We start from the raw sequence: 22,197 nt of genomic DNA, 5'->3' as shown, positions 1-22,197 counted from the left end.
TATTTATTAAATCTCTACAAACTTATCATCCTAATGAATTGTGATAGCAATATTCTTTTGATGACTGATAGTTATAAGCATTCTCATCCTTTTCAATATCCGGATGATACTAATTATCTTCACTTTTATCTAGAAAGCCGTGGTGCGGCAAATTCTGTTCTTGGTTCTTATACGCGGTTTTTTGGCTTGCAGTATTATATAAAAAAATATCTTTCTAAACCTCTAACGTATCAAATGATAGATGAGGCTGAAAGTATTGTAAAAGCTCATGGTTTAACATTTTATAGATCAGGTTTCGAAAGGATCATAGAAAAACATAACGGCTTCTTTCCAGTTAGAATAAGAGCTGTAGCTGAAGGAAGTATGATTCCATTAAAGAATGCCTTAATGACTATTGAAAGTACAGATGCTGAGTTGGCATGGTTGCCTGGTATGCTAGAAACTTTACTTTTAAAAGTATGGTATCCAACGACTGTAGCAACTATTAGTTTTAATATTAAAAAAGTTATTAAAGAATATCTCCTAGAAACCGCAGATAGCCTTGATAAACTTGGCTTTATGTTGCATGACTTTGGTTATAGGGGAGTTTCCTCAGAAGAGTCTGCTGCAATTGGCGGAGCTGCTCATTTAACTAATTTTTTAGGAACTGATACTTTAGCAACACTACGTTTTTGTAAAGAGTATTATAATGAAGATATGGCAGGCTTTTCAATCCCTGCGAGTGAGCACTCAACGATTACTAGCTGGGGTGTAGGATCAGATTGCGAGAAGCAAGCTTTTGAAAATATGGTAGAGCAGTTTGGTGATAATAGTGTTTTATATGCTTGTGTTTCTGATAGTTGGGATTTTAAAAAAGCTATTCAAACTTGGATTGATCTAAAAGATAAAGTTAAAGCAAAAAAAGCTAACTTAGTTATTCGTCCGGACTCTGGTGATGCTGTAGATAATATTATCTATGCATTAAAAGAACTTGAGAAAGCATATGGTAGCATAACTAATTTAAAAGGCTATAAAGTGTTAGAAAAAGTTGCTTTGATTCAAGGTGATGGTGTGAGTATTAGCTTAGCCAAAAAGATCTTAAATGCTATGAAAGAAAATGGTTTTTCAGCTGAAAATATTGCCTTTGGTATGGGTGGAGCATTGTTGCAAGGAAATTTTGAATCTTCTATTAATAGAGATAGTTTTAAATTTGCGATTAAATGTTCTGCTATTAGAAGAGCGGATACTATTTCCGGAGTTAAGAAAGAACCTGTTACTGATTTATCTAAAAAATCAAAAGAGGGTCGTCTAGATCTTATAAAAGATCAAAATGGTGACTATAAAACAATTAAATTAGACCAAAATTATTCTTTGGGAGAGTATCATCCACAAAGTCAGCTAAAGACATATTATGAAAATGGGCAAATACTCTTTGAGCAAAGCTTAAAACAAATTCGTAATATGTAATAAAATATTGATTTTTTAGTCATATAAATGGTATTGTTAGTACATTAATAAAATTAAGGAAATAGTTATGTTAGAACATCACCCATTAGTAAAAGAGTTCCCTGAACTTAAAGATCAAATTCATAATATTAAAGAGGATCATCATATCAGTAAGCAAATGAAGCATTATGAAGAATTAGATAAGAAAATATTTAATCTGGAAAGTACTGGTAAGTTTGAAGATTCTGAATTAGAGAATCTTAAAAAACAACGTTTAGAAGCTAAAGACGTAATCTACAAAGCTTTAAAATCTTAATATTCAAAATAATCTTAATAATTTATAATTATCTTATACGTATTTTTTAAATCTAATTTCTAGTAATAACTATCTTTATCTAGTATATTTTCTATATATTTTTATTTTTTATATATACCGTTTTAAGCTAACGTATTTAGTAATTACGAAGTTTTGTTACAAATTTAGTAGAGCTTATAGGTTATAGTCCAAGTTTATGGATATTTAATAAGGGTTTAGTAATGCTAGTAACAAGATATCAAAAATTAGTGATTAGTTTAATTGTTCTTACGGGAGTTTGTTCTGGGTTTGATATAGGTGTTATATCAGGAACTTTGCCTGTTATAAAAGATGAGCTATCACTAAATTTCAGTCAGTTATCACAGATAGCAGGAATAGTCTTTTTTGGAGCTTTACTATCAAAGTTAATATCTGGGCCATTAATGGATTTTTTGAGTAGAAAAAATGTTATAGCTTTTGGAGCATTTCTATTTACCATATCGATGGTATTAATGATGCTTTCAAATACTTTTGTAACTCTTATGCTCTCAAGACTTTTACAAGGGATTTCAGTTGGTTTTTTACTAACAGTAGTTCCTGTATATATTTCTGAAACAAGTATTGCAAGATTTAGAGGTAGAGCTATGGCAATATTCCAACTATCTTTAGTTTCAGGGATATTTTTAGCTAATTTATTTGCTAGCATATTTGTTAATGATTTCGGTTGGAGATTTATTTTTGCTTGCGCTATTCCATTTTCAATAGCTTTATTTGTAGTTAGTTTTTTGGCACCATTTTCACCATCATGGCTTGTTTTAAAAGGTAGAAATAATCAGGCTTCAATCATAGGTGAGCAGTTAGACTTAAAGATTCAACAATCTCTTAAGGAAAAAAATAAAATAGGATTTATCGAGTTTATAAAGATTGTAATTAAGCAGAAATATTATCTTTCAATAGCTTTAATTAGTTTGATGGCTGTTTTAAATGGATTTGTTGGTATAAATGTTTTTATCAGCTATGGTCCGACTATTTTTGGACAGCTTACGAACTGTTCTAGCTGTGATCCAACTTACTATGGATCAGCTATGACTTTGGTTAACTTAATCGCTACGTTTATCGGATTGTTTTTGGTTGATGTTATTGGTAGAAGAAGACTTATCATAGGCGGACTAATTATATCGTTTCTATCAATATTTGCGACAGTTTTCTTTATAACTGGTAGCTCTGATAACATGGCATTGTTTATGCTTGTAATAGTTGTATTTGGTGGAGCAGTTGGTCCAGGCGTTTGTATATGGTTGGTTTTATCAGAGGTTTTACCTGTACATATAAGAGCAACAGGTATATCTATTGCTCTTGTTTCTAAAGCCTTAATTGAGAGTATGTTTATTTCGAGCTTTTTAGATCTTATCAATGATTACGGTTATGCACCTATACTATATTTTATGGGAGTTTGCATAGTTGTATTTATAGTAGTAGTTTATAAATTTTTGCCAGAAATGACAAATAAGGAACTTCTTTAGACGAGTTACTTTAGATGTGCAGTTAGATCTTTTAAAGCATAACTAGCTATATCTTTTTGTTTTGCATGATGCTCTTCTAGAAGGGCAAAATCAGCATCTGCATAAGCACATAGATCACCTTTTTCGTTATAAATATCAACTTTTATCCAAACTGTTGTGCGACCTTTTCTAATAATACTAGTTTTAAAAATATGCGAAATCCTACTATAAGTTGGCTTAAGATATTTAATGTTTAGGTTACGAGTCATACAAAATGACTTACTAACACTTAAAACATGCTTACCAAGAATATCATCACATATTAAAGCAATAACACCTCCATGGATGACATTATCCCAACCTACATGATTAGGTAAACATTTGAACTTAGTATACATGTGTTCACCAAGATGATACAACGGAAGTTTAACACCTAGAGGATTTCTTTTTATATCACTAAAACAAGTAAAATCCCAAGGAAAATCAACTGGTTTGTGGTTATCTAAATTTATCATTTTTTATACCTATTAAATTAGAGGTTGCTAACCTAATATTTTTTATAAGTTTGTAGTTTAGCTTAAAAAATATTTATTACTAGAGGAGGATATAACAATTTTTAGCAAGCTTCGATAATGCCTGCTGCACCCATTCCTGTACCAATACACATTGTAATCATAGCATATTTTTTACCAGTGCGTCTTAGTCCATGTAGTGCTTTAACGGTTAAGATTGTACCAGTAGCACCAAGAGGGTGACCTAAGGCAATAGCTCCCCCGCATGGATTAACTTTTTCTGGATTAAGTTTAAGATCATTTATTACAGCTAATGATTGTGCTGCAAAAGCTTCATTTAGCTCGATCCAATCAATATCATCGATTGTTAGATCTGTTTGCTTAAGTATCTTAGGTACAGCAGCAACTGGGCCTATACCCATAATACGTGGATCAACACCAGCAACTGAGAAGCCTAAAAATTTACCTAAAGGTTTTAGATTATGTTCTTTGAGATATCTCTCACTAACAAGAATTACAGCACCAGCTCCATCTGATACTTGTGAGCTATTACCAGCGGTGACAGAACCACCATTTGCAAAAGCAGGTTTTAACTTAGCTAAAGCTTCAGCAGATGTATCTTTACGTGCACCTTCATCAGTAGCTATAGTCTTCTTATGATTGATGATTTCACCACTTTGCTCATCTGGTTTACGATGATCAACATTTATTGGTAGTATTTCATCTTTAAAGTAATCATTTTCAATAGCATTAACAGCTTTTTTATGGCTGTTAAGAGCAAAAGCATCTTGATCTTGACGTGATATATTCCAGTCTTTAGCAACATTTTCTGCAGTGATACCCATACCATAAGCTATGGCGACATTTTCATCTTTTTCAAATACCTCTTTGCTAAAAGACATTTTATTACCACCAAAAGGAATCATACTCATGCTTTCTATACCAGCACCTATAGCTACATCCATATTACCTTGAGCAATCTCATTTGCTGCAATAGCAATTGATTGTAGCCCAGAGCTACAGTAACGGTTAATAGTAAAAGCTGGCACAGTATTTGGTAAACCAGCAAGAAGTGATGATATTCTAGCAACGTTTAAACCTTGTTCAGCCTCTGGCATAGCACAGCCAACAACTATATCACCGATATCATTAGGATTAATATTTGACTCAGCAACAGTCTTTCTTAAAACATCTGCTAGTAGCTCATCAGGACGTTTTTTTGCAAAACCACCTTTTTTACCTTTTGTAACCGCAGAGCGTTTTGCAGCAACTATATATACATTTTCACTCATGACAGTACTCCCTTAGTTTCTTAGTGGTTTGCCTGTTTCTAGCATATGTTTCATTCGAGCTTCGGTTTTCTCAGACATAGCAAGTTCCTTGAAGTTTATGAGTTCTCTTTCAAGAATCCAGTCTTCTGAAACTTCAGTATCTTTTTCAATTTCTCCACCACACATCGTATCTGCAAGATTTACTGCAATTTTATAATCATGTTCGGATATTTGATTGCCATCACGCATATTTACAAGCAAAGCTTTGACTGTTGCGATACCAGTCTCACCAAATACTTTAATTTTCTGTTTAAGAGGAGGGTGGTATTGACTAAATGCTAGTAGTTGAGCTTTTTTAAGAGCAACAGTAAGTATTTCTTTACTATTCATAACGATAGTGTCACTTTCGCGTAAGAAGCCCATTTCTTTTGCTTCATAGCCACTTTTAGCAACTTGTGCTAGAGCTAAATTTTTATAGCGTTTTTCAAAGTCTTTCCATGGATCTTGGGCTTTGGAAGCTCGGAATGCCATTTCTTTTGAGCCGCCCCAACCAGGTATAATTCCAACACCTGCCTCAACTAGACCAATATAGCTTTCATGCGCAGCAACGGCAGCATCACTATGTAAAATAGTTTCACAGCCACCACCAAAGGCAAATCCCTTGACAGCTGCAACCACAGGTATCTTGCTATAACGAAGTCTTTGAGTAATGATTTGATGACCTTTACGAATAACTTCTTCAATTGCAGCTTCACCATTCATGGTAAATTTGATACCGAACTCTTCTAGGTTAGCACCAACGGAGAATATATCTTGTTGCTGCCATATAACCATTCCATCTAAGTTTTCTTCAGCATAATTTATAGCCTCAGCAATGCCATCTAGTACATCATCGCCAATTGAGCACATTTTACTCTTAAATGATAAGATACCGATACCTTTATAATCATCTATTTGCCATAGTTTGACACCATCATTTTCATAGAGTGTTTCAGTATTAACTTCACTTGTATGTTCAATAACAGTATCTGCGAAAAGTTGTCTAGCATAGACGTTTAATTTATCGCGAGATATAAGTTCTTTATCATTAAAACTAAACTCTTTGTTATTTTCATAGACGCCAATATCTAAATCATTCACCCAGTCAGGAAGTTTATTTTGTGATAGAGCTTTACCTGCGGAAATATCTTCTTTTAACCATTTAGCTACTTTATGCCAACCAGCTAGTTGCCAGATTTCAAAGATTCCCTGTTTCCAGCCAAATCCCCAACGAATTGCTAGATCCATATCTTTAGGGAAGTTTGAGATATCTCCAACAAGATGAGCAGCGTATAGAAACATTTCTCTAAATGTTGCCCAAATAAATTGAGCTTGGATATTATTACTATTACGTAAGCCTTCAAGTTTGTCGCCCCAATCCTTCTCAGATAGTATTTCTAATACTTCTTTGTCTGCTTTTTTATCAGATGGACGATACTCTTTAGAATCTAAGTCAAGTACTTTAATACCATTAGACTCTTTTATATATAAACCTTTTTTAGTTTTCTGTCCAAGAGATCCATTATCAATAAGGTTCTGGATCCAGCTAGGAGTCTTATATAAATCCTGCCAGCCATCTTCTAGGTTATCTTTCATTGTTTCTACTGCATGTGATAATATATCTAGTCCAACCAAGTCAGCAGTCCTATAGGTAGCACTTTTAGCGCGTCCTAACTTTTTACCTGTAAGCTCATCAACTATTTCTAGTGGGATATTCATTTTCTCAGTATAGTGACAAGTTACAAGCATAGAAAACACACCTAAGCGGTTAGCTATAAAGTTTGGTGTATCTTTTGCTCTTATTATACTTTTACCAAGTTTTTCTACTAAAAAAGTTTCCAATTTATCAACAATTTCAAGATTAGTATCTTTATAAGGAATTAACTCAACTAATGGCATATATCTAGGAGGGTTAAAAAAGTGTACGCCACAGAAGTTTACTTTTAAATTTTCAGGTAGAACTTCTGCAAGTGTTGTGATACTTAGTCCAGATGTGTTAGATGCTAATATAGCATTTTCTTTTAAATGACTTGCGATATTTGTATATAAACTCTCTTTTATATCCAAACGCTCAGCTACAGCTTCAATAACTAAATCACAGTCTTGAAGTAACTCTAGATTATCCTCATAGTTGGCTGGAGTAATATATTTGATTGATTCTTTTGAGCCAAAAGGAGCAGGATTAAGTTTTGTAAGTTTCTGTAAAGAATCTTCAATGGTCTTATTTGGTTGCCCATCTTGTGATTTTAGGTCAAAAAGAATGACAGGAAATTTTGCATTTGCAAAGTGAGCAGCTATTTGAGCCCCCATTGTTCCAGCACCAAGTACTGCTATTTTATCGATATCTTGGCGCTGTGGTTTACGATCGACAGGCTCTAGTTTTTTTGCAATATTTGATTGAGAACTATTACTTTCGCTATCAGGAAGATATTCATCACCAAAAACCTTCAAATAACCGCGCATGGCATCTTCTTTTGACATACCTTTGATAGCATCCCAAGCCATCCATTTAGCTTTCTCAACCATCTTTAGTGCCGAAGGTTTTTTTGTATTGTTATCGCCTTCTTTAGCCTGTTTGTAGAAGGCATATAATTTGAGCTTTTGACTATTATCTGGCTTGAAATCAATAGTTGCATCGCGGACAGCTACAAGCATTTCTTCAAATTTTTTTTCTAACTCAGTCATTTTTCCTCCTTGAGGTCGATATCACTATCGATTTTTTGTATAAAACATTTAACAGAGTATTTTTATCTAAATTTCTCCTTTAGTTTGCCATTCTGGGTGAGCATTTTTAGGGCCTAATACATAATCATCAAACTCATCTGTTTGGATGATATTATTAACCTTAGTTAACATCTCTTTGACATTTTGAGCCTCTTCTTCAGATATGATCTTATTTTCCAAAGCTTCTTCAAGACATTCTGACCAGTTCACTTTAGGTAATTTTTCAGCTTTAATAGCATCGATAATTTTTTTCTTAATGTTTGTGACTTTTAGAGCCGCTAAATATGCATTTTCAACTCTACCAGTTGGATCATTATCATTATTAGGTATATAGCAGTAAGCTTTCATAGCTTCTCTAGTTTCACAGTTTGTGCTTAAGGCTTTGCATATTTGTGCTTCAAGCTTATCGGAAGGTCTTCTAAATTTCTTACCGTAAGGGAATACAAAAAGTTTCATTTTTGTACCAAATATTCTATTTGGAAAATTTCTGAATAGATCTAACATTGCTTGTTGGGCTTGGTATAAGCAATGCTGAATACTCCAATCAACAAAAATATCATCACTCATTGGTTCACCAGCATCTTTATAGTATTTTAGAACAGCACAAGCCATGTATAGATAGCTCATAATATCACCAAGACGTGCTGATAATCTTTCTTTACGTTTTATACCAGCTCCCAGAACTGTAACAGATATATCATTAACATAAGAATATGCAGTACTCATATGAGAAATATATCTATAGTAGCGTTTGAATTTTGAACTATAGCTAGTAGCTGTAAAGCCTCCGCTTAGGCCATACCATAACGTGCGAGAACCATTAAGAGCCATATATTTAAAGTGACTTTTAAAGTTACTAGTAAAACTTTCTTCACCATCATTCATTAGACTTTCTATTTCTTTGCGTATATATGGATGGCATTTCATAGCTCCTTGCCCGAATATCATCAAGTTGCGCGTCATAATATTTGCACCTTCTACAGTGATGCCTATTGGCGTAGCCATATATGGAATAGCAAGATAGTTATTTGGCCCCATAATAATTGCTCGACCACCATGAACATCCATTGAGTTGTTAATTGTTGTGCGTCCCATTTCAGTTAGATGATATTTTGCAATTGCAGAAGCAACAGAAGGGCGAATATTACTATCAACAGCAGCTACTGTAAATTGGCGAGTAGCATTAGCTATATATGCAAGACCAGCTGTTTGAGCTAGTTTCTCTTGAACACCTTCAAATTGTGCAATTGGAACTTTAAATTGCTCACGGACGCTTGCATATGCTGATGTGATTACGGTAGACATTAAAGTATTTGCCGTTCCACATGCTGGTAACGATATTGCTCTACCGATAGATAAGCATTCAACTAGCATACGCCAACCTTCTCCAGCCATTTTCTGACCACCTATGACCCAATCCATCGGTATAAAAACATCTGTAGCTTTTATATAGCCATTCATAAATGCTTGGCCTAAGGGAAAGCCTCGTTTACCTATCTCTAGACCTTTATGATCATGAGGGAGTAAAGCACATGTAATACCTTCTGAGCCTGTATCTTCTAATAATCCATCAGGATCTTGTAGCTGAAATGCTAAGCCCACAAGTGTTGCAATAGGAGCTAAAGTTATATAACGTTTGTTGATATTTTTTAGTTTAATCCCGAGAGTTTTTTCACCGTTATATTGTTCGTAGCAGACAACTCCTTTATCAGGTAGAGAAGTCGCATCAGAGCCTGCTGTAGGTCCTGTTAATGCAAAACAAGGTATTTCGTCTCCAGAAGCTAGACGAGGTAGATAATAATCTTTTTGATGATTTGTACCGTAATGAACTAGAAGTTCACCAGGACCTAAAGAGTTAGGAACCATTACAGTAATTGCTGCGGTGACACTTTTTGTAGCTAGCTTCATTACTATCTCTGAGTGGGCCGCTGCAGAAAAACCTTTGCCGCCATACTCTTTACCAATTACTAAGCCTAAGAATCCTTTCTTACGGATAAAATCCCAAGCTTCTATCGTTAGATCTTTATCCTCATAATTGATTTTCCAGTCATCAATCATAGCACAAAGTTCAGTAGTTTCATTATTTAGAAAAGATCTTTCCTCAGTAGATAGCTCAAATTTTTTAAGACTATGAAGTTTGTCAAAATCTGGTTTTCCTTGGAATAAGTCTTGCTCAAACCAGTTATCACCTGCATTAAGGGCCGTTTGTTCAGTTTTTGAAATTTTTGGAGTTGATTTTTTTGCCATTTTATAAATCTTATTGAACATTTTTAGCTCCTTAAGCAGTGAGTTAGTTACTCTTGTTCATATTTCTCAGTATATTCTTTTTGTAAGGCATTCACATCAATTTTTCCTACAGTATTTTTAGGAAGTTCATCTATGAAAATTATTTTACGTGGGAGTTTGTAGTGGGCTAGTTTACTTTCACAGTATTTGAATATTTGTTTTTTAGTTATCTTTGCATCTGGTTTTAAAACTACGAAAGCTACCGGTATCTCACCAGTTTCTTTAGAGTGGCCTTTTATAACAGCGGCATCCGCTATCTCATTTTTTTCAATAAGTACAAGCTCAATCTCTTTAGGGAAGACATTAAAACCAGAGACAATAATCATATGTTTTATACGCCCAGATATTACTAAACGACCAAGTTCATCTAAGTAGCCCATATCACCAGTTTTAAGCCAACCATCATCAGTAAAGTGTTCTTTATTTATCTCTGGCAAACTCCAAAATCCGGGAGATTTCTGTGGGCCTGTAACCCAAATCTCGCCAGTCTCACCTTGAGGTAATTCTTTACCGTTATTATCGTAGATCTTTATATCTGTACCAGGTAAAGGAAAACCAACAGTTCCATTGAATGGCTCATCTTCTAAAGAGTTAACGGTAACTACTGGTGACATTTCAGATAGACCATATCCTTCCTTAATATTTACTCCTGTAACTTTTTTCCACTCATCGGCTACAGCCTCTGTAGTTGACATTCCACCACTTATAGAAAGCTGGAAGTTAGGGAATTTACTATTTCTAAATTTTTTATCATGTAGAAGCGCGATATAGAGTGTATTTACACCAAAGATAGTAGAGAAGCTATTTTTTCTCATCTCACTAACTAATGACTTTATATCTCTAGGGTTTGGAACTAGAACCTGAAAAGCACCTGAGAAGTAAAAAAGAAATAAGTTTCCAGTAAGACTAAAAATATGGTAGATCGGTAGGGCGTTTATGACAACTTGCTCGCTAAGGTTTATAGAAAAACCTTCTGTCCAAGCTTTTATTTGATATATATTAGCAACGATGTTTTTATGAAGTAAAATTGTTCCTTTGGGTGTCCCTGTAGTACCGCTGGAGTATTGTAGTGCTGTAATATCATCGGGGCTGATTTTAATTTTAGAGTAGTCAGGTTTGTCACCTGAGTTTATAGCGTTTTCAAAAGTATCAAACTTATCTTTTGAGAATCTATCTTTCATACCTTTAATATATTTAATAACAAAAGAAATTAGTTGTTTCTTAGGGAAAGGGTATAGATCAGTAATACCTGTAACCATCTTGTGTTGTAGGTCTTCACATTCATCAGCAATAACTTCAACATTATGAGCTAAAGATGAAAGGACAATTATTGCTTTTGCTTTTGAATCTCTAAGTATTCCTTTGACTTCTCTACTTGTATATAGAGGATTTACATTTATGAAAATACAACCTAATTTTATTAGTGAAAATATAATAATGGGAAATTGCAGGATGTTAGGTAGCATAATTGCGATATGATCACCTTTCTGGATACTCCATTTGTTCTGTATAAATCCGGCAAATTGATCTGAGTAATTATCAATTTCTTTAAAGGTTAGTTTTTCACCGTGACAGGTAAGAGCATCTTTAGCGGAAAATTTTTCAGTGGTTTCTTTAAGCATATCGTTTAGAGTAATATTAGGTATGCTTATGTCAGGACTTACTTGTTTTGGGTAGTTTTCTTTCCATGGTTTAGGCATTTTAAATCTCCTATTACTTACTGAACTTTTTTAACCCCCTACTTAAATCCTCCTGTATTATGGCTACTAACTTAAAATATCTATATTTACAATTTTATTATATTAGATATTTAATCTTACCCGCAAATTTTTTTACAAATTTAATCATGTAAATTATTAAATTATTTTAATGTTGTTGTTTCTATTAATTTAGTGTGCGATTGTGGTGAAACTTTTTTATCATTTCTTTTTCAATTCATTTATAATTATGCATATTAACAAGAAATAGTCTATTTAGTATTGTTATGAAAATTTATCATAATCCAAAATGTTCGAAGTCTCGACAGGCTAAACAAGCCTTAGATCAAAGTAATATAAGCTACGATACACATCTATATTTAGATGATCCCCTATCAGAGAAAGACTTGGCATCTTTACTTAAAAAATTAAAACTCTCTATAAAAGATATTATTCGCACTAAAGAAGATATTTGGAAGGAAAGTTTTAAGGGTAAAAAGCTTACTGATAGCCAGCTTATTGAGATAGTTGCTAAGAACCCTAAACTTCTAGAGCGCCCAATAATTGAGCATAATGATTTTGCTGTAGTAGCAAGATCTGATGATAAAATTACAGAAATATTAAATACTTACTAGTTTTGTGCTAGTATTTCAAATATTAAATTCTATTTATAGGAGATTTTTTTATGCATAAAATATTTTACACATTCACAGATGAAGCGCCTGCTTTAGCAACAGGATCTTTTTTACCAATTGTTGAGAGTTTTACAAAAACAGCAGATATAGAATTAGAAACTAAAGATATATCTCTTGCTGCACGTATATTAGCTAATTTTAGTGATTACCTCTCAAATGAGCAAAAATGTTCAGATGATTTGGCTATATTAGGAAATCTAGCAAAAACTCCAGATGCTAATATTATTAAACTTCCTAATATTAGTGCTTCGATACCTCAATTAACAGCAGCTATTAAAGAGCTTCAGTCAAAAGGATATAAAATACCTGATTATCCATTTGAGCCAAAAGATGATAAAGAGCAAGAAATTAAAGCACGCTACGCAAAAGTTTTAGGAAGTGCAGTTAATCCTGTGTTAAGAGAAGGAAACTCTGATCGTAGAGTTGCTGATGCTGTTAAGAAATACGCTGAGAAACATCCTCATTCAATGGGTGAGTGGACGAAAGACTCAAAGTCACACGTAGCTAGTATGGCTGATAATGATTTTTATGCTAATGAGAAGTCTTATATTGTGCCAAAAGCAACTACTGTAAAAGTAGTACATACATGTCCTAAAGGAGCTAAAACAGTTCTTAAAGAAGGCCTTACTTTAGAAGAAAAGGAAATTTTAGATGCTACTAAGATATCTGTAAAAGCTTTAAGAGAGTTTTATAATGCTGAAATTGCAAAAGCTAAAAAAGAAGGAACTCTACTTTCACTTCACTTAAAAGCAACAATGATGAAAGTTTCTGATCCAATATTATTTGGTCATGCTGTAGAGATATTTTTTGAAGATGTTTTCAAGAAATATGCTAAAGAGTTCAAAGAGCTAGGTGTAAATCCTCGTAATGGTTGGGGTGATGTTGTTGAGAAAATTAAGCAGCTTCCTCAAGATGTTCAAGATAAGATTAATGCTGATATTGAAAAAGTCTTTGCTAAGCAGCCTGATATTGCGATGGTTAACTCTGATAAAGGTATCACAAACCTTAATGTGCCAAGTGATGTAATTATTGATGCATCTATGCCTGCAGCTATTCGTTCATCTGGTAAGATGTGGAATAAAAATAATGAGCTTCAAGACATGAAGGCAATGATTCCAGATAGATGTTATGCTGGTGTGTATGCTGCAACTATCGATTTCTGTAAAGAAAATGGTGCTTTTGATGTTGCTACTATGGGAGATGTTTCCAATGTGGGTCTGATGGCTAAAAAAGCAGAAGAATATGGTTCTCATGATAAGACTTTTGAAATCCAAGCTGAAGGTAAAATAGAGGTTATCGATGCTGAAGGTAATGTAATATTTGAGCATCAGGTTGAAAAAGGTGATATTTGGAGAGCATGCCAAACAAAAGATATCGCTGTAAAAGACTGGGTGAAATTAGCAGTAAATAGAGCTAGAATTACACAGAATCCTGCCATTTTCTGGTTGGATTCAAATAGAGCGCATGATAGAAATCTAATTGCTAAAGTAAATGAGTATTTAACTCATCATGATACTACAGGTTTAGATATTCAAATTTTAGCTCCTGTTGAAGCAACTAAATATTCATTGAAGAGAATGAAAGAAGGAAAAGATACAATTTCTGTTACAGGTAATGTTTTAAGAGATTATTTAACAGATCTTTTCCCAATTTTAGAGCTTGGTACTTCTGCTAAGATGCTTTCAATTGTACCTCTTTTAGCAGGTGGTGGATTATTTGAGACTGGTGCAGGTGGATCTGCTCCTAAACATGTTGAGCAACTTATCAATGAGAATCATCTAAGATGGGATTCTTTAGGTGAATTCTTAGCTTTAGGAGCATCATTAGAAGATTTAGCTATTAAAACTAGAGATGCTAAGATTAAAGTTTTAGCTGAGGCTTTAGCTCAAGCAAACCAAGAGTTTTTAGACAATGATAAATCTCCAAAACGTAAAGTTGGTGAGCTTGATACTCGTGGTAGTCATTTTTATTTAGCATTTTATTGGTTTAAAGCTTTAGCTGAACAAACAAGTGACGCTGAGCTAAAAGCTAAGTTTGAACCAGTCTATGCAGAGTTAGCAGCTAATGAAGATAAGATTGTTAAAGAGCTAGCAAATGTTCAAGGCAAAAAAGTTGATATTGGTGGTTATTACTATCCAGAAAAAGCTAAACTGAGTAGTGTAATGCGTCCTAGTAAAACTTTGAATAGCATCATAGCAAAGCTTTAATTTCTTTCGTCAAAAATCATTCTTAAATTATGCTATAATTAACTTTTAAGTATAGAAGTCTATTCAAATTTTTATGAAAATAAAAACATTGTTCTCTTTAGCAGAGCTTTTCTGGAATATATTTTTAGATATTTTCATTTTATTCTTTTTAGCTATTTTTGTGTTAGTTAGTAAATGTATTATGTTTCTTATGCGGATAATTAATGCAATTCTAAAAAAGACAGGTATAAAAAAGCGTTTAATGCAATAGCTTATGACTGTAGATAAGAAAAAATATGCGGATTATCTTAATCAAATCCCAACTAAATTACGTGGTAAATATATATCACTTTTCAGGAGTAAAAAAATACCTGAAAAAAATTTGATTCTTGAGCTTGAAAAAATAATAGAGGAAGTAGATCAAAAGCAATTACCTAAGATAACTTACCCTGATTTACCAGTTGCAGATAAAGTTAATGATATTAAAAAGCTTATTGATGAGAATCAAGTAATAGTTGTTGCTGGTGAAACTGGTTCAGGGAAGTCAACACAGTTACCTAAAATTTGCTTAGATTTAGGTTTGGGTAAACGAGGCTTAATAGGCCATACTCAACCAAGAAGAATTGCTGCTAGATCTATAGCAAATAGAGTTGCTAGTGAGATAGGGGATCAATCAAAAGTATCTTTTAAAATACGTTTTTCTGATCAGACATCTGAAAATACTTTGATTAAAGTGATGACAGATGGTGTGTTACTGTCTGAAATTAAAAACGATAGATTTTTATCTCAATATGAGGTCATTATAATTGATGAGGCACATGAAAGAAGTTTGAATATTGATTTTCTTTTAGGTTGCATAAAGAAAATTTTACCATTTAGACCTGATTTAAAAGTTATTATAACTTCAGCGACGATAGATCATCAAAAGTTTACAAGTTACTTTGAGAAAGCTAAAGAAATCACAGTAAGTGGTAGAACTTATCCTGTAGAGATTCGTTATCAAGACGATGAAGATTTTGACGAGTTTTCAATGCAAGAAAGAATTTTATATGCAATTGATGAACTGGGAAAAGGTGACGTTTTAGTTTTCTTACCAACAGAAAGAGATATTCATGAGACTTTAGCATATTTGAATAAGCAAGATCTTAGATTTACAGAAGTCTTACCTTTATTTTCAAGGTTATCAAATAAGGATCAAAATAAGATTTTTAATCCTGAAGGTTCTGTGCGAAGAATTATTTTAGCTACTAATGTTGCTGAGACTTCTTTAACTGTTCCACGGATAAAATATGTGATTGATTCTGGTTTAGCTAGAGTTAGTAGATATAGTTATCGTACTAAAGTGCAGCGCTTACCTATAGAAAAAATATCCCAAGCTAGTGCAAATCAAAGAGCTGGGCGTTGTGGAAGATTATCAGCTGGTGTGTGTATGCGACTGTATAGTGAAGAAGATTTTAATAATCGTAAAGAGCATACAGATCCTGAAATTTTGCGTACAAATCTAGCATCAGTTATTCTACAAATGTTGTTTTTGAGATTAGGTAGCATTCAAGAGTTTCCATTTATAGATCCTCCTGACTCAAGATTTGTTAAGGATGGTTTTAAGCTGCTGTTTGAATTACAAGCTATATCAGAGCTTAATTACTCAAAACCTAAAATCACAGCTGATGGAATGAAAATGGCTATTATGCCTTTAGATCCAAAGTTGGCAAAGATAGTTATCGAAGGATATAGACAAAAAACGCTTAAAGAAATAGTTTCAATTGTTAGTTTTTTAAGTGTCCAAGATCCTCGTGAAAGACCTTTGAACTTCCAACAAAAAGCAGATGAAAAGCACTCTGTTGATAGAGATAAATCTTCTGACTTTATCGCAATATTAAATTTAGCCAATAGGCTCAACGCTGAACTAAAAGACTTATCAAATAGAGAGAAGAAAGAATATTTCAAAAAGAATTTTATTTCACCAGTTAGATTTAATGAGTGGAATGATATTTATAGACAAATTATTGAAGTTATTCATGGATTTGGATGGAAGTTAAGCGATAGTGGTGATGGAATTAAATATGAAAATCTACACAAAGCTATAGCAAGTGGTTTTTTAAGTAATATTGGTTTTAACTATGAAAACGCGGAGTATTTAGGAACTAGAGGACTTAAGTTTTTTATATTCCCGGGATCTTCACAGTTTAAGAAAAAACCAAAGTGGATGTTATCTTCTGAGATTGTTGAGACAACAAAAACCTATGCACGTAATGTTGCAAAAATAGAGCCAGAGTGGCTAGAGATTTTAGCTAAACATCTTGTTAAAAAACATTATGATGAGCCTATATGGAGTAAAAAGCGAAGATCTGTAGTGATAAATGAAAGAGTTACACTCTACGGTTTAGAAATAATCTCAAAAAGATCTGCTCAATATTCAAGAATAAACCCTCAAGAGGCGCGAGAGATATTTATTAGAGAGGCTCTAGTAAATGGTGATTTTGAATCAAAGGCATATTTCTATCAGCAAAACTTAAAATTAATAGATCAAGTCGAAAATCTTGAGAATAAATCGCGTAGAAAAGATATTTTAGTAGATGAACAAGTAATGTATGAGCATTATGATAAGCTTATACCAGAAGATGTTTGTAATGGTGTGACTTTTGATAAATGGTTAAAAACTATTTCAAACGATCAACAGCAAAAATTAGTTTTTGATTTAGATAGTCTGATGCAACATGATGCAAAAGATGTTACGCAACAAAAGTTTCCAGATGCTTTAGCTATTAGGGAAATGCACTTACCGTTAGAGTATCACTTTGATCCTCTGGATGAAAAGGATGGTGCAACAGTTATAGTACCAATTGTTTTTCTAAACGACATGAACCCTAATGTATTAGAGTGGGGGGTATATGGTTTTTTATACGATAAAATTGTTGCGTTGTTAAGGGCTTTACCAAAAAATATCCGTAAAAACTGTGTACCAGTACCAACTTATGCTCAAGCTATATTTGAGTCAATAGATTTTGAGACAGATAGGTATAAGCCATTAAAGTCAGTTATTGCAAAACATATTACAAGAATAGTTGGTTATATAGTTGATGAAACTGTTTGGCAAAGCGAAGAGTTAGAAAAGCATTTAATACTAAATATTAAAGTAGTCGATGAGAACGGTAAAGCATTAGCTATAGATAAAGACGTAAATACTTTAAAACAAAAGCTTCAGTATCAAGTCCAAAAACCAAAGCAAACGATAGATGATAGGACTTATTATGGCTGGGAGTTTAACGATTTTAAATATACAAGTCAGATCAAAGAATATGGTATAAATGTAAAAGTATATAATTGTCTTGAAGAGTATAATGATGGTGTAAAGGTTTCTTACAAAGCAACTGAACAAGAAGCTAAAAGCTGTATGCAGAAAGCATTAAAGAAATTAATAAAGTTACGCTTGCATGATCATTTGTCAAAAAATATTAAAAGTAATGATTTAGCGAGTTTATCAATGTCACTAAAACTCAGTAACTCAAAAGATGATATTCTCGATAAGGCGATAGATTTAAGTTTTTTTGATAATATTGAACTGCCTTATACAAAAGCTGGATTTGAAAAGCTTTATAGTAATGGATTGGAAAGTTTTGACTTAAATAAATCTAAAGTTGAATCGTTAGTTTCAGAAATAATTAAATATAAAGGTCAGCTTGAAAAAGAGCTTAACATTAAAAAAGTACCTTTTAATTTTATTCAACTTTATACGGATATTAAAAGTGAGTTGCAAGAGCTTTTTCCTGATGATTATCTATCTCAACCAGTTAAATTCTTACAACGCTACAAACATTATATTCAAGCACTAGAAAATAGGCTGGAAAAAGCTAAATCAAATTTGCAAAGAGATAAAGGGTATCAAATAGAAATAGATGAACTTAGATCGAAACTAGATAAGAAAATTAAAGCTAAGCACCTTAATAAAAATGAATTCGTTATTATGAAGATCTATAATCTAATACAAGAGTTATGGATATCTTGGTATTTGCAGAGTATTAGAACTAGTGAGTCTGTGTCATATAAGAAGATTTTAGCTTACATAAATGAGATATAGTTAAGATACTTTGGTATAATTAATTAACTGTGGGTATTGTTTTTGCTTTATGAAATATTTTTATGATAAAAGAGTTCTAAATTTTGCAGTTATTATAGTTCTTACTATTATAACTGTGAATTGGACCTCTTATATTTTTAAGCAAGATGTTAATATATATTTTTTAGTTTCTATTCTTTTTCTAAGATGTTTATCATCTTTCTTGCTTTTACGTGATTATATGGCGAGCTGGAGAAAATCAACACAAAAAACATTCTTACGTAAAGTATTTATAAATGTCCCAGTATTTTTTATAGTAGCTTTTGCTTTTTATGGAAAGGTTAGATTTGCACTTACCTTCTCTGAATTCTTGTCTTATGTTTTTTTGATTAATTTAAGTGTATATTTCTATTGGTATCTAACAAATAGGAGTCAGATACAAAAAACAAAAACAGCAGTTATCTATGGAGCTGGAGCGGCTGGAACTAAAATAGCTCAAGAGTTATCAACTACTGGTTATCGCATAAAGTTTTTCGTTGATGATGATAAGGCTTTGCAGAAAAGAAGTATCGATGGGAAAAGAGTTTTATCTAGTTCAAGATTACGTAAAGAGTTACGCTCTTCACGATTTGATTTACTAGTTGTTGCATTACCTAAAAGTGCTAATAATATAGTTAAGAAAATTTATAAAAAATTAGAAAAAAACTTTAATCAAATTAGAATTATGCCCCCTCTTGAGGATGTGCTTCAAGATGAGAGTTTTATGTCTCAGTTAAAGCCAGTTTCTGTATATGATTTGCTATCTAGAGATTCTAAGAATTTAGATGCTCAATCTATTTCAAGATTTATTAAGGATAAAATCATTTTAATTACAGGGGCTGGTGGAAGTATAGGTTCTGAAATTGTTAGACAGTGTGTTAAATACGAGGCAAAACAGATAATTTTGCTTGATCATAGTGAGTTTAATTTGTATAAGATTACAGAAGAGTGTAATGACTACAATATTAAAAGTGTTTTATGCTCAGTATGTGATAAAGAATCTTTTGCTAAAGTTTTTAAGAACTACTCTCCTGATATAGTATTTCATGCTGCAGCATACAAGCATGTTCCCTTAGTTGAGGAAAACATCTCTAGAGCTATTAGAAACAATATATTTGGAACTAAGAATGCTATAGATTTAGCTATTGCTGCAGAAGTTGAATCATTTATTTTAATATCAACAGATAAGGCTGTACGCCCAACTAATGTTATGGGAGCTACTAAAAGGATTTGTGAGTTATATTTACAGAATGTTGAGTCAAAAAAGACTAAGCTTGCAGCAGTACGTTTTGGTAATGTTCTTGGTAGTAGTGGAAGTGTTATACCAAAGTTTGAAGAACAAATTAGGAAAGGTGGTCCTATCACTGTAACACATCCAGAGATTACTCGATATTTTATGCTTATTCCAGAAGCTTGTGAGTTGGTTTTACAGGCTGGTGCAATTGCTAAAAATTCAGAAGTTTTTGTATTAGATATGGGTCAACCAGTTAAGATATTAGATCTTGCTAAACAGTTTATAAGACTATCAGGAAGAGATGATATTGATATTAAAATAACAGGGTTGCGCCCTGGTGAAAAGCTTTATGAAGAGCTGCTTGTTGATGAAAATGACATTAGTACTGAATATAGAGATATTTTTATTGGTAGACGGACGTTCTATGATATAAAAATATTAGAAGAAACTCTTGATGAATTGTTCGCTGAGCAGACAGAAGGACAGATAAAGTTATTAAAGAAAGTTGTTCCGGAATTTGATCATAAATTGAATGGGTAATAGTTATGTTATATAAAGTTCTAAAAAGGTTTTTAGATATTGTTTTATCTTTTATTGGGCTAGTGCTTTTGAGTCCAGTTTTTATCTTGTTGATTATTTTCATAAAGATAGATTCTAAAGGGCCAATTTTTTTTAAACAAAAAAGGGTTGGTCAGCATAAGAAACACTTTATGATATATAAGTTTAGGACTATGTATATAGATACTCCTAAAGATATGCCAACACATTTACTTCAAGATCCTACGAAATGTATAACTAAAGTGGGGAGCTTTTTACGTAGAACATCCTTGGATGAACTACCTCAAATTATAAATATATTAAAAGGTGAAATGAGTATAGTTGGGCCAAGGCCTGCTTTATGGAATCAAGATGATTTAATTGCTGAGCGAGATAAATATGGGGCTAATGATATACCTGTTGGCTTAACAGGATGGGCTCAAATAAATGGTCGTGATGAATTACCAATTCCTAAAAAAGCACAACTTGATGGTGATTATGTTAAAAATAAAAGCACCTGGTTGGACTTTAAATGCATTTTTCTAACAGTTTTTTCAGTTTTTGCTAAGAGGGGGGTTGTTGAAGGTGGTACAGGATCCTTAGGCGATAAGAAGGATTAGAAATGAAAAAAAGAGTTTTAGTAACTGGGCTAAGTAGCTATGTAGGCAATTCATTTGTATCTTTTTGTAAGGATGAGTTTGATATTGATAAAATTTCTTTAAAAGATGATGCGTGGCAAGATTTAGACTTTTCAAAATATGATTCAATCCTTCATGTTGCAGGTATTGCCCATACTTCAAAAGATCCAGCATTAAAAGACATGTACTATAAAGTAAACACTGAGCTAACTTTTAATATTGCTGAGAAGGCTAAATCTGATGGAGTTAAACAATTTATATTTATGAGTAGTATTATTGTCTATGGAGATAGTGCTCCTATTGGCCAAGAAAAAATCATAGATAAGTTTACTCAACCTAAACCGGATGATTTTTATGGTGATAGTAAGCTGCAAGCTGAGCTTAAATTAATGCAATTAGAATCAGAATCTTTTAGAGTTGCAATAGTTAGGCCACCAATGATATATGGTGAAGGTTCAAAAGGAAATTATCCTAAGCTTGTTAAGCTTGCAAAATATGCTTTTATTTTTCCAAATATAAAAAACCAGCGGAGTGTTTTACATATTGATAATCTATCTCAACATTTTAAAAGTATAGTTGAAAATGAGTGTTATGGTACTTTTATGCCTCAAGATGAGAGGTATTTTTGTACTTCTGAATTTATTAAAGAATATCGAAAAAATATAGGTAAAAAGACATATCTTACAAAAGTTTTTAATCCACTTATTATACTTTTGGCTAGAAAGATTGGTTTTATCAATAAAGTTTTTGGGAATATGGCATTCAGTCGAGATATATAGTACTGATATGAACTTGTATATTTCAAGATGTATAGTCTTTTATTTAGTAATATGCTGATAAAAATTGTACCAAGCTAAAAAAAACTAAGAATACACATGAATTCGTGATAAATTTATAATCTCAAAGTCAATATTATTATTGGGGCTGTCCTAGATAACTAAGTTATGTTAGGATGGTTTTGATGAGAAAAAGTAGGTTAAGTTCATATAAACAAGACAAATTAATAGAGTTATTTATAGCAGGAAGTACAGCACGAACTGCATCAGAATTAGTATCAATA

The 22,197-nt window shown here is 32.7% G+C and carries 14 protein-coding genes and 1 pseudogene; 10 read left to right on the top strand and 5 right to left on the bottom strand.

Annotated elements, in window-relative coordinates; genetic code table 11:
• The first annotated feature begins 33 nt into the window (after window positions 1-33).
• The 3 genes from F3D62_RS02040 (at window position 34) to F3D62_RS02030 (ending at window position 3,243) form a co-directional block, all read left to right on the top strand.
• On the top strand, window positions 34-1,446 hold the full coding sequence (locus F3D62_RS02040) for a nicotinate phosphoribosyltransferase (protein WP_150466593.1): 1,413 nt from the start codon (window positions 34-36) through the stop codon (window positions 1,444-1,446).
• Between the two features lie 67 nt (window positions 1,447-1,513).
• Window positions 1,514-1,741, top strand: coding sequence for a YdcH family protein (locus F3D62_RS02035; RefSeq protein WP_150466592.1), 228 nt, complete (start codon window positions 1,514-1,516; stop codon window positions 1,739-1,741).
• A 221-nt stretch (window positions 1,742-1,962) separates the two neighbouring features.
• Window positions 1,963-3,243: an MFS transporter gene (locus tag F3D62_RS02030; protein ID WP_150466591.1), complete on the top strand. Its 1,281-nt coding sequence runs from the start codon at window positions 1,963-1,965 to the stop codon at window positions 3,241-3,243.
• A 5-nt stretch (window positions 3,244-3,248) separates the two neighbouring features.
• On the opposite strand, the gene F3D62_RS02025 is transcribed toward F3D62_RS02030, so the two are convergent.
• The 5 genes from F3D62_RS02025 to F3D62_RS02005 all read right to left on the bottom strand — a co-directional run bounded on the left by F3D62_RS02025 (window position 3,249) and on the right by F3D62_RS02005 (window position 11,754).
• On the bottom strand, window positions 3,249-3,737 hold the full coding sequence (locus F3D62_RS02025; protein WP_150466590.1) for a PaaI family thioesterase: 489 nt from the start codon (window positions 3,735-3,737) through the stop codon (window positions 3,249-3,251).
• A 101-nt stretch (window positions 3,738-3,838) separates the two neighbouring features.
• Window positions 3,839-5,026, bottom strand: coding sequence for an acetyl-CoA C-acyltransferase (locus tag F3D62_RS02020; RefSeq protein WP_150466589.1), 1,188 nt, complete (start codon window positions 5,024-5,026; stop codon window positions 3,839-3,841).
• A gap of 12 nt (window positions 5,027-5,038) precedes the next feature.
• On the bottom strand, window positions 5,039-7,729 hold the full coding sequence (locus F3D62_RS02015) for an acyl-CoA-binding protein (RefSeq protein ID WP_150466588.1): 2,691 nt from the start codon (window positions 7,727-7,729) through the stop codon (window positions 5,039-5,041).
• Window positions 7,730-7,795: 66 nt separating this feature from the next.
• Window positions 7,796-10,036, bottom strand: a complete 2,241-nt coding sequence (locus tag F3D62_RS02010) for an acyl-CoA dehydrogenase (RefSeq protein WP_150466587.1) — start codon at window positions 10,034-10,036, stop codon at window positions 7,796-7,798.
• Window positions 10,037-10,062: 26 nt separating this feature from the next.
• Entirely contained in the window at window positions 10,063-11,754 is a 1,692-nt protein-coding gene (locus F3D62_RS02005) for a long-chain-fatty-acid--CoA ligase (protein WP_150466586.1), read from the bottom strand.
• A gap of 284 nt (window positions 11,755-12,038) precedes the next feature.
• Between F3D62_RS02005 and F3D62_RS02000 the strand changes: the two genes are divergently transcribed.
• The 7 genes and pseudogenes from F3D62_RS02000 to F3D62_RS01970 all read left to right on the top strand — a co-directional run.
• Window positions 12,039-12,386, top strand: a complete 348-nt coding sequence (locus F3D62_RS02000; protein ID WP_150466585.1) for an ArsC/Spx/MgsR family protein — start codon at window positions 12,039-12,041, stop codon at window positions 12,384-12,386.
• A 50-nt stretch (window positions 12,387-12,436) separates the two neighbouring features.
• Window positions 12,437-14,653, top strand: a complete 2,217-nt coding sequence (locus tag F3D62_RS01995; RefSeq protein WP_150466584.1) for an NADP-dependent isocitrate dehydrogenase — start codon at window positions 12,437-12,439, stop codon at window positions 14,651-14,653.
• A gap of 253 nt (window positions 14,654-14,906) precedes the next feature.
• Window positions 14,907-18,710 carry an ATP-dependent RNA helicase HrpA gene (gene hrpA, locus F3D62_RS01990; protein ID WP_150466583.1) on the top strand — a complete coding sequence of 1,268 codons (3,804 nt, stop codon included), beginning with the start codon at window positions 14,907-14,909 and terminating at the stop codon, window positions 18,708-18,710.
• A gap of 49 nt (window positions 18,711-18,759) precedes the next feature.
• Window positions 18,760-20,502 carry a polysaccharide biosynthesis protein gene (locus tag F3D62_RS01985; protein WP_150466582.1) on the top strand — a complete coding sequence of 581 codons (1,743 nt, stop codon included), beginning with the start codon at window positions 18,760-18,762 and terminating at the stop codon, window positions 20,500-20,502.
• Window positions 20,503-20,507: 5 nt separating this feature from the next.
• Window positions 20,508-21,119, top strand: a complete 612-nt coding sequence (locus F3D62_RS01980; RefSeq protein WP_150466581.1) for a sugar transferase — start codon at window positions 20,508-20,510, stop codon at window positions 21,117-21,119.
• Window positions 21,120-21,121: 2 nt separating this feature from the next.
• Window positions 21,122-21,916 carry an NAD-dependent epimerase/dehydratase family protein gene (locus F3D62_RS01975; RefSeq protein ID WP_150466580.1) on the top strand — a complete coding sequence of 265 codons (795 nt, stop codon included), beginning with the start codon at window positions 21,122-21,124 and terminating at the stop codon, window positions 21,914-21,916.
• A gap of 182 nt (window positions 21,917-22,098) precedes the next feature.
• Window positions 22,099-22,197, top strand: a pseudogene (locus F3D62_RS01970) (IS1595 family transposase); the annotation flags it as partial.

Source organism: Francisella sp. SYW-9 (genome assembly GCF_008711465.1).
Classification (GTDB): Bacteria; Pseudomonadota; Gammaproteobacteria; order Francisellales; family Francisellaceae; genus Francisella.
The sequence above is the reverse complement of the archived record's forward strand: the minus strand, read 5'-3'. Positions and strand labels throughout refer to the sequence as shown.

Excerpts from the sequence above, each read along its gene's own strand:
- F3D62_RS01975 (WP_150466580.1), top strand. The coding sequence starts at position 21,122 with ATGAAAAAAAGAGTTTTAGTAACTGGGCTAAGTAGCTATGTAGGCAAT.
- F3D62_RS01985 (WP_150466582.1), top strand. The coding sequence starts at position 18,760 with ATGAAATATTTTTATGATAAAAGAGTTCTAAATTTTGCAGTTATTATA.
- F3D62_RS02020 (WP_150466589.1), bottom strand. The coding sequence starts at position 5,026 with ATGAGTGAAAATGTATATATAGTTGCTGCAAAACGCTCTGCGGTTACA.
- F3D62_RS01995 (WP_150466584.1), top strand. The coding sequence starts at position 12,437 with ATGCATAAAATATTTTACACATTCACAGATGAAGCGCCTGCTTTAGCA.
- hrpA (WP_150466583.1), top strand. The coding sequence starts at position 14,907 with ATGACTGTAGATAAGAAAAAATATGCGGATTATCTTAATCAAATCCCA.
- F3D62_RS02000 (WP_150466585.1), top strand. The coding sequence starts at position 12,039 with ATGAAAATTTATCATAATCCAAAATGTTCGAAGTCTCGACAGGCTAAA.
- F3D62_RS02015 (WP_150466588.1), bottom strand. The coding sequence starts at position 7,729 with ATGACTGAGTTAGAAAAAAAATTTGAAGAAATGCTTGTAGCTGTCCGC.
- F3D62_RS01980 (WP_150466581.1), top strand. The coding sequence starts at position 20,508 with ATGTTATATAAAGTTCTAAAAAGGTTTTTAGATATTGTTTTATCTTTT.
- F3D62_RS02010 (WP_150466587.1), bottom strand. The coding sequence starts at position 10,036 with ATGTTCAATAAGATTTATAAAATGGCAAAAAAATCAACTCCAAAAATT.
- F3D62_RS02040 (WP_150466593.1), top strand. The coding sequence starts at position 34 with ATGAATTGTGATAGCAATATTCTTTTGATGACTGATAGTTATAAGCAT.
- F3D62_RS02005 (WP_150466586.1), bottom strand. The coding sequence starts at position 11,754 with ATGCCTAAACCATGGAAAGAAAACTACCCAAAACAAGTAAGTCCTGAC.
- F3D62_RS02030 (WP_150466591.1), top strand. The coding sequence starts at position 1,963 with ATGCTAGTAACAAGATATCAAAAATTAGTGATTAGTTTAATTGTTCTT.
- F3D62_RS02035 (WP_150466592.1), top strand. The coding sequence starts at position 1,514 with ATGTTAGAACATCACCCATTAGTAAAAGAGTTCCCTGAACTTAAAGAT.
- F3D62_RS02025 (WP_150466590.1), bottom strand. The coding sequence starts at position 3,737 with ATGATAAATTTAGATAACCACAAACCAGTTGATTTTCCTTGGGATTTT.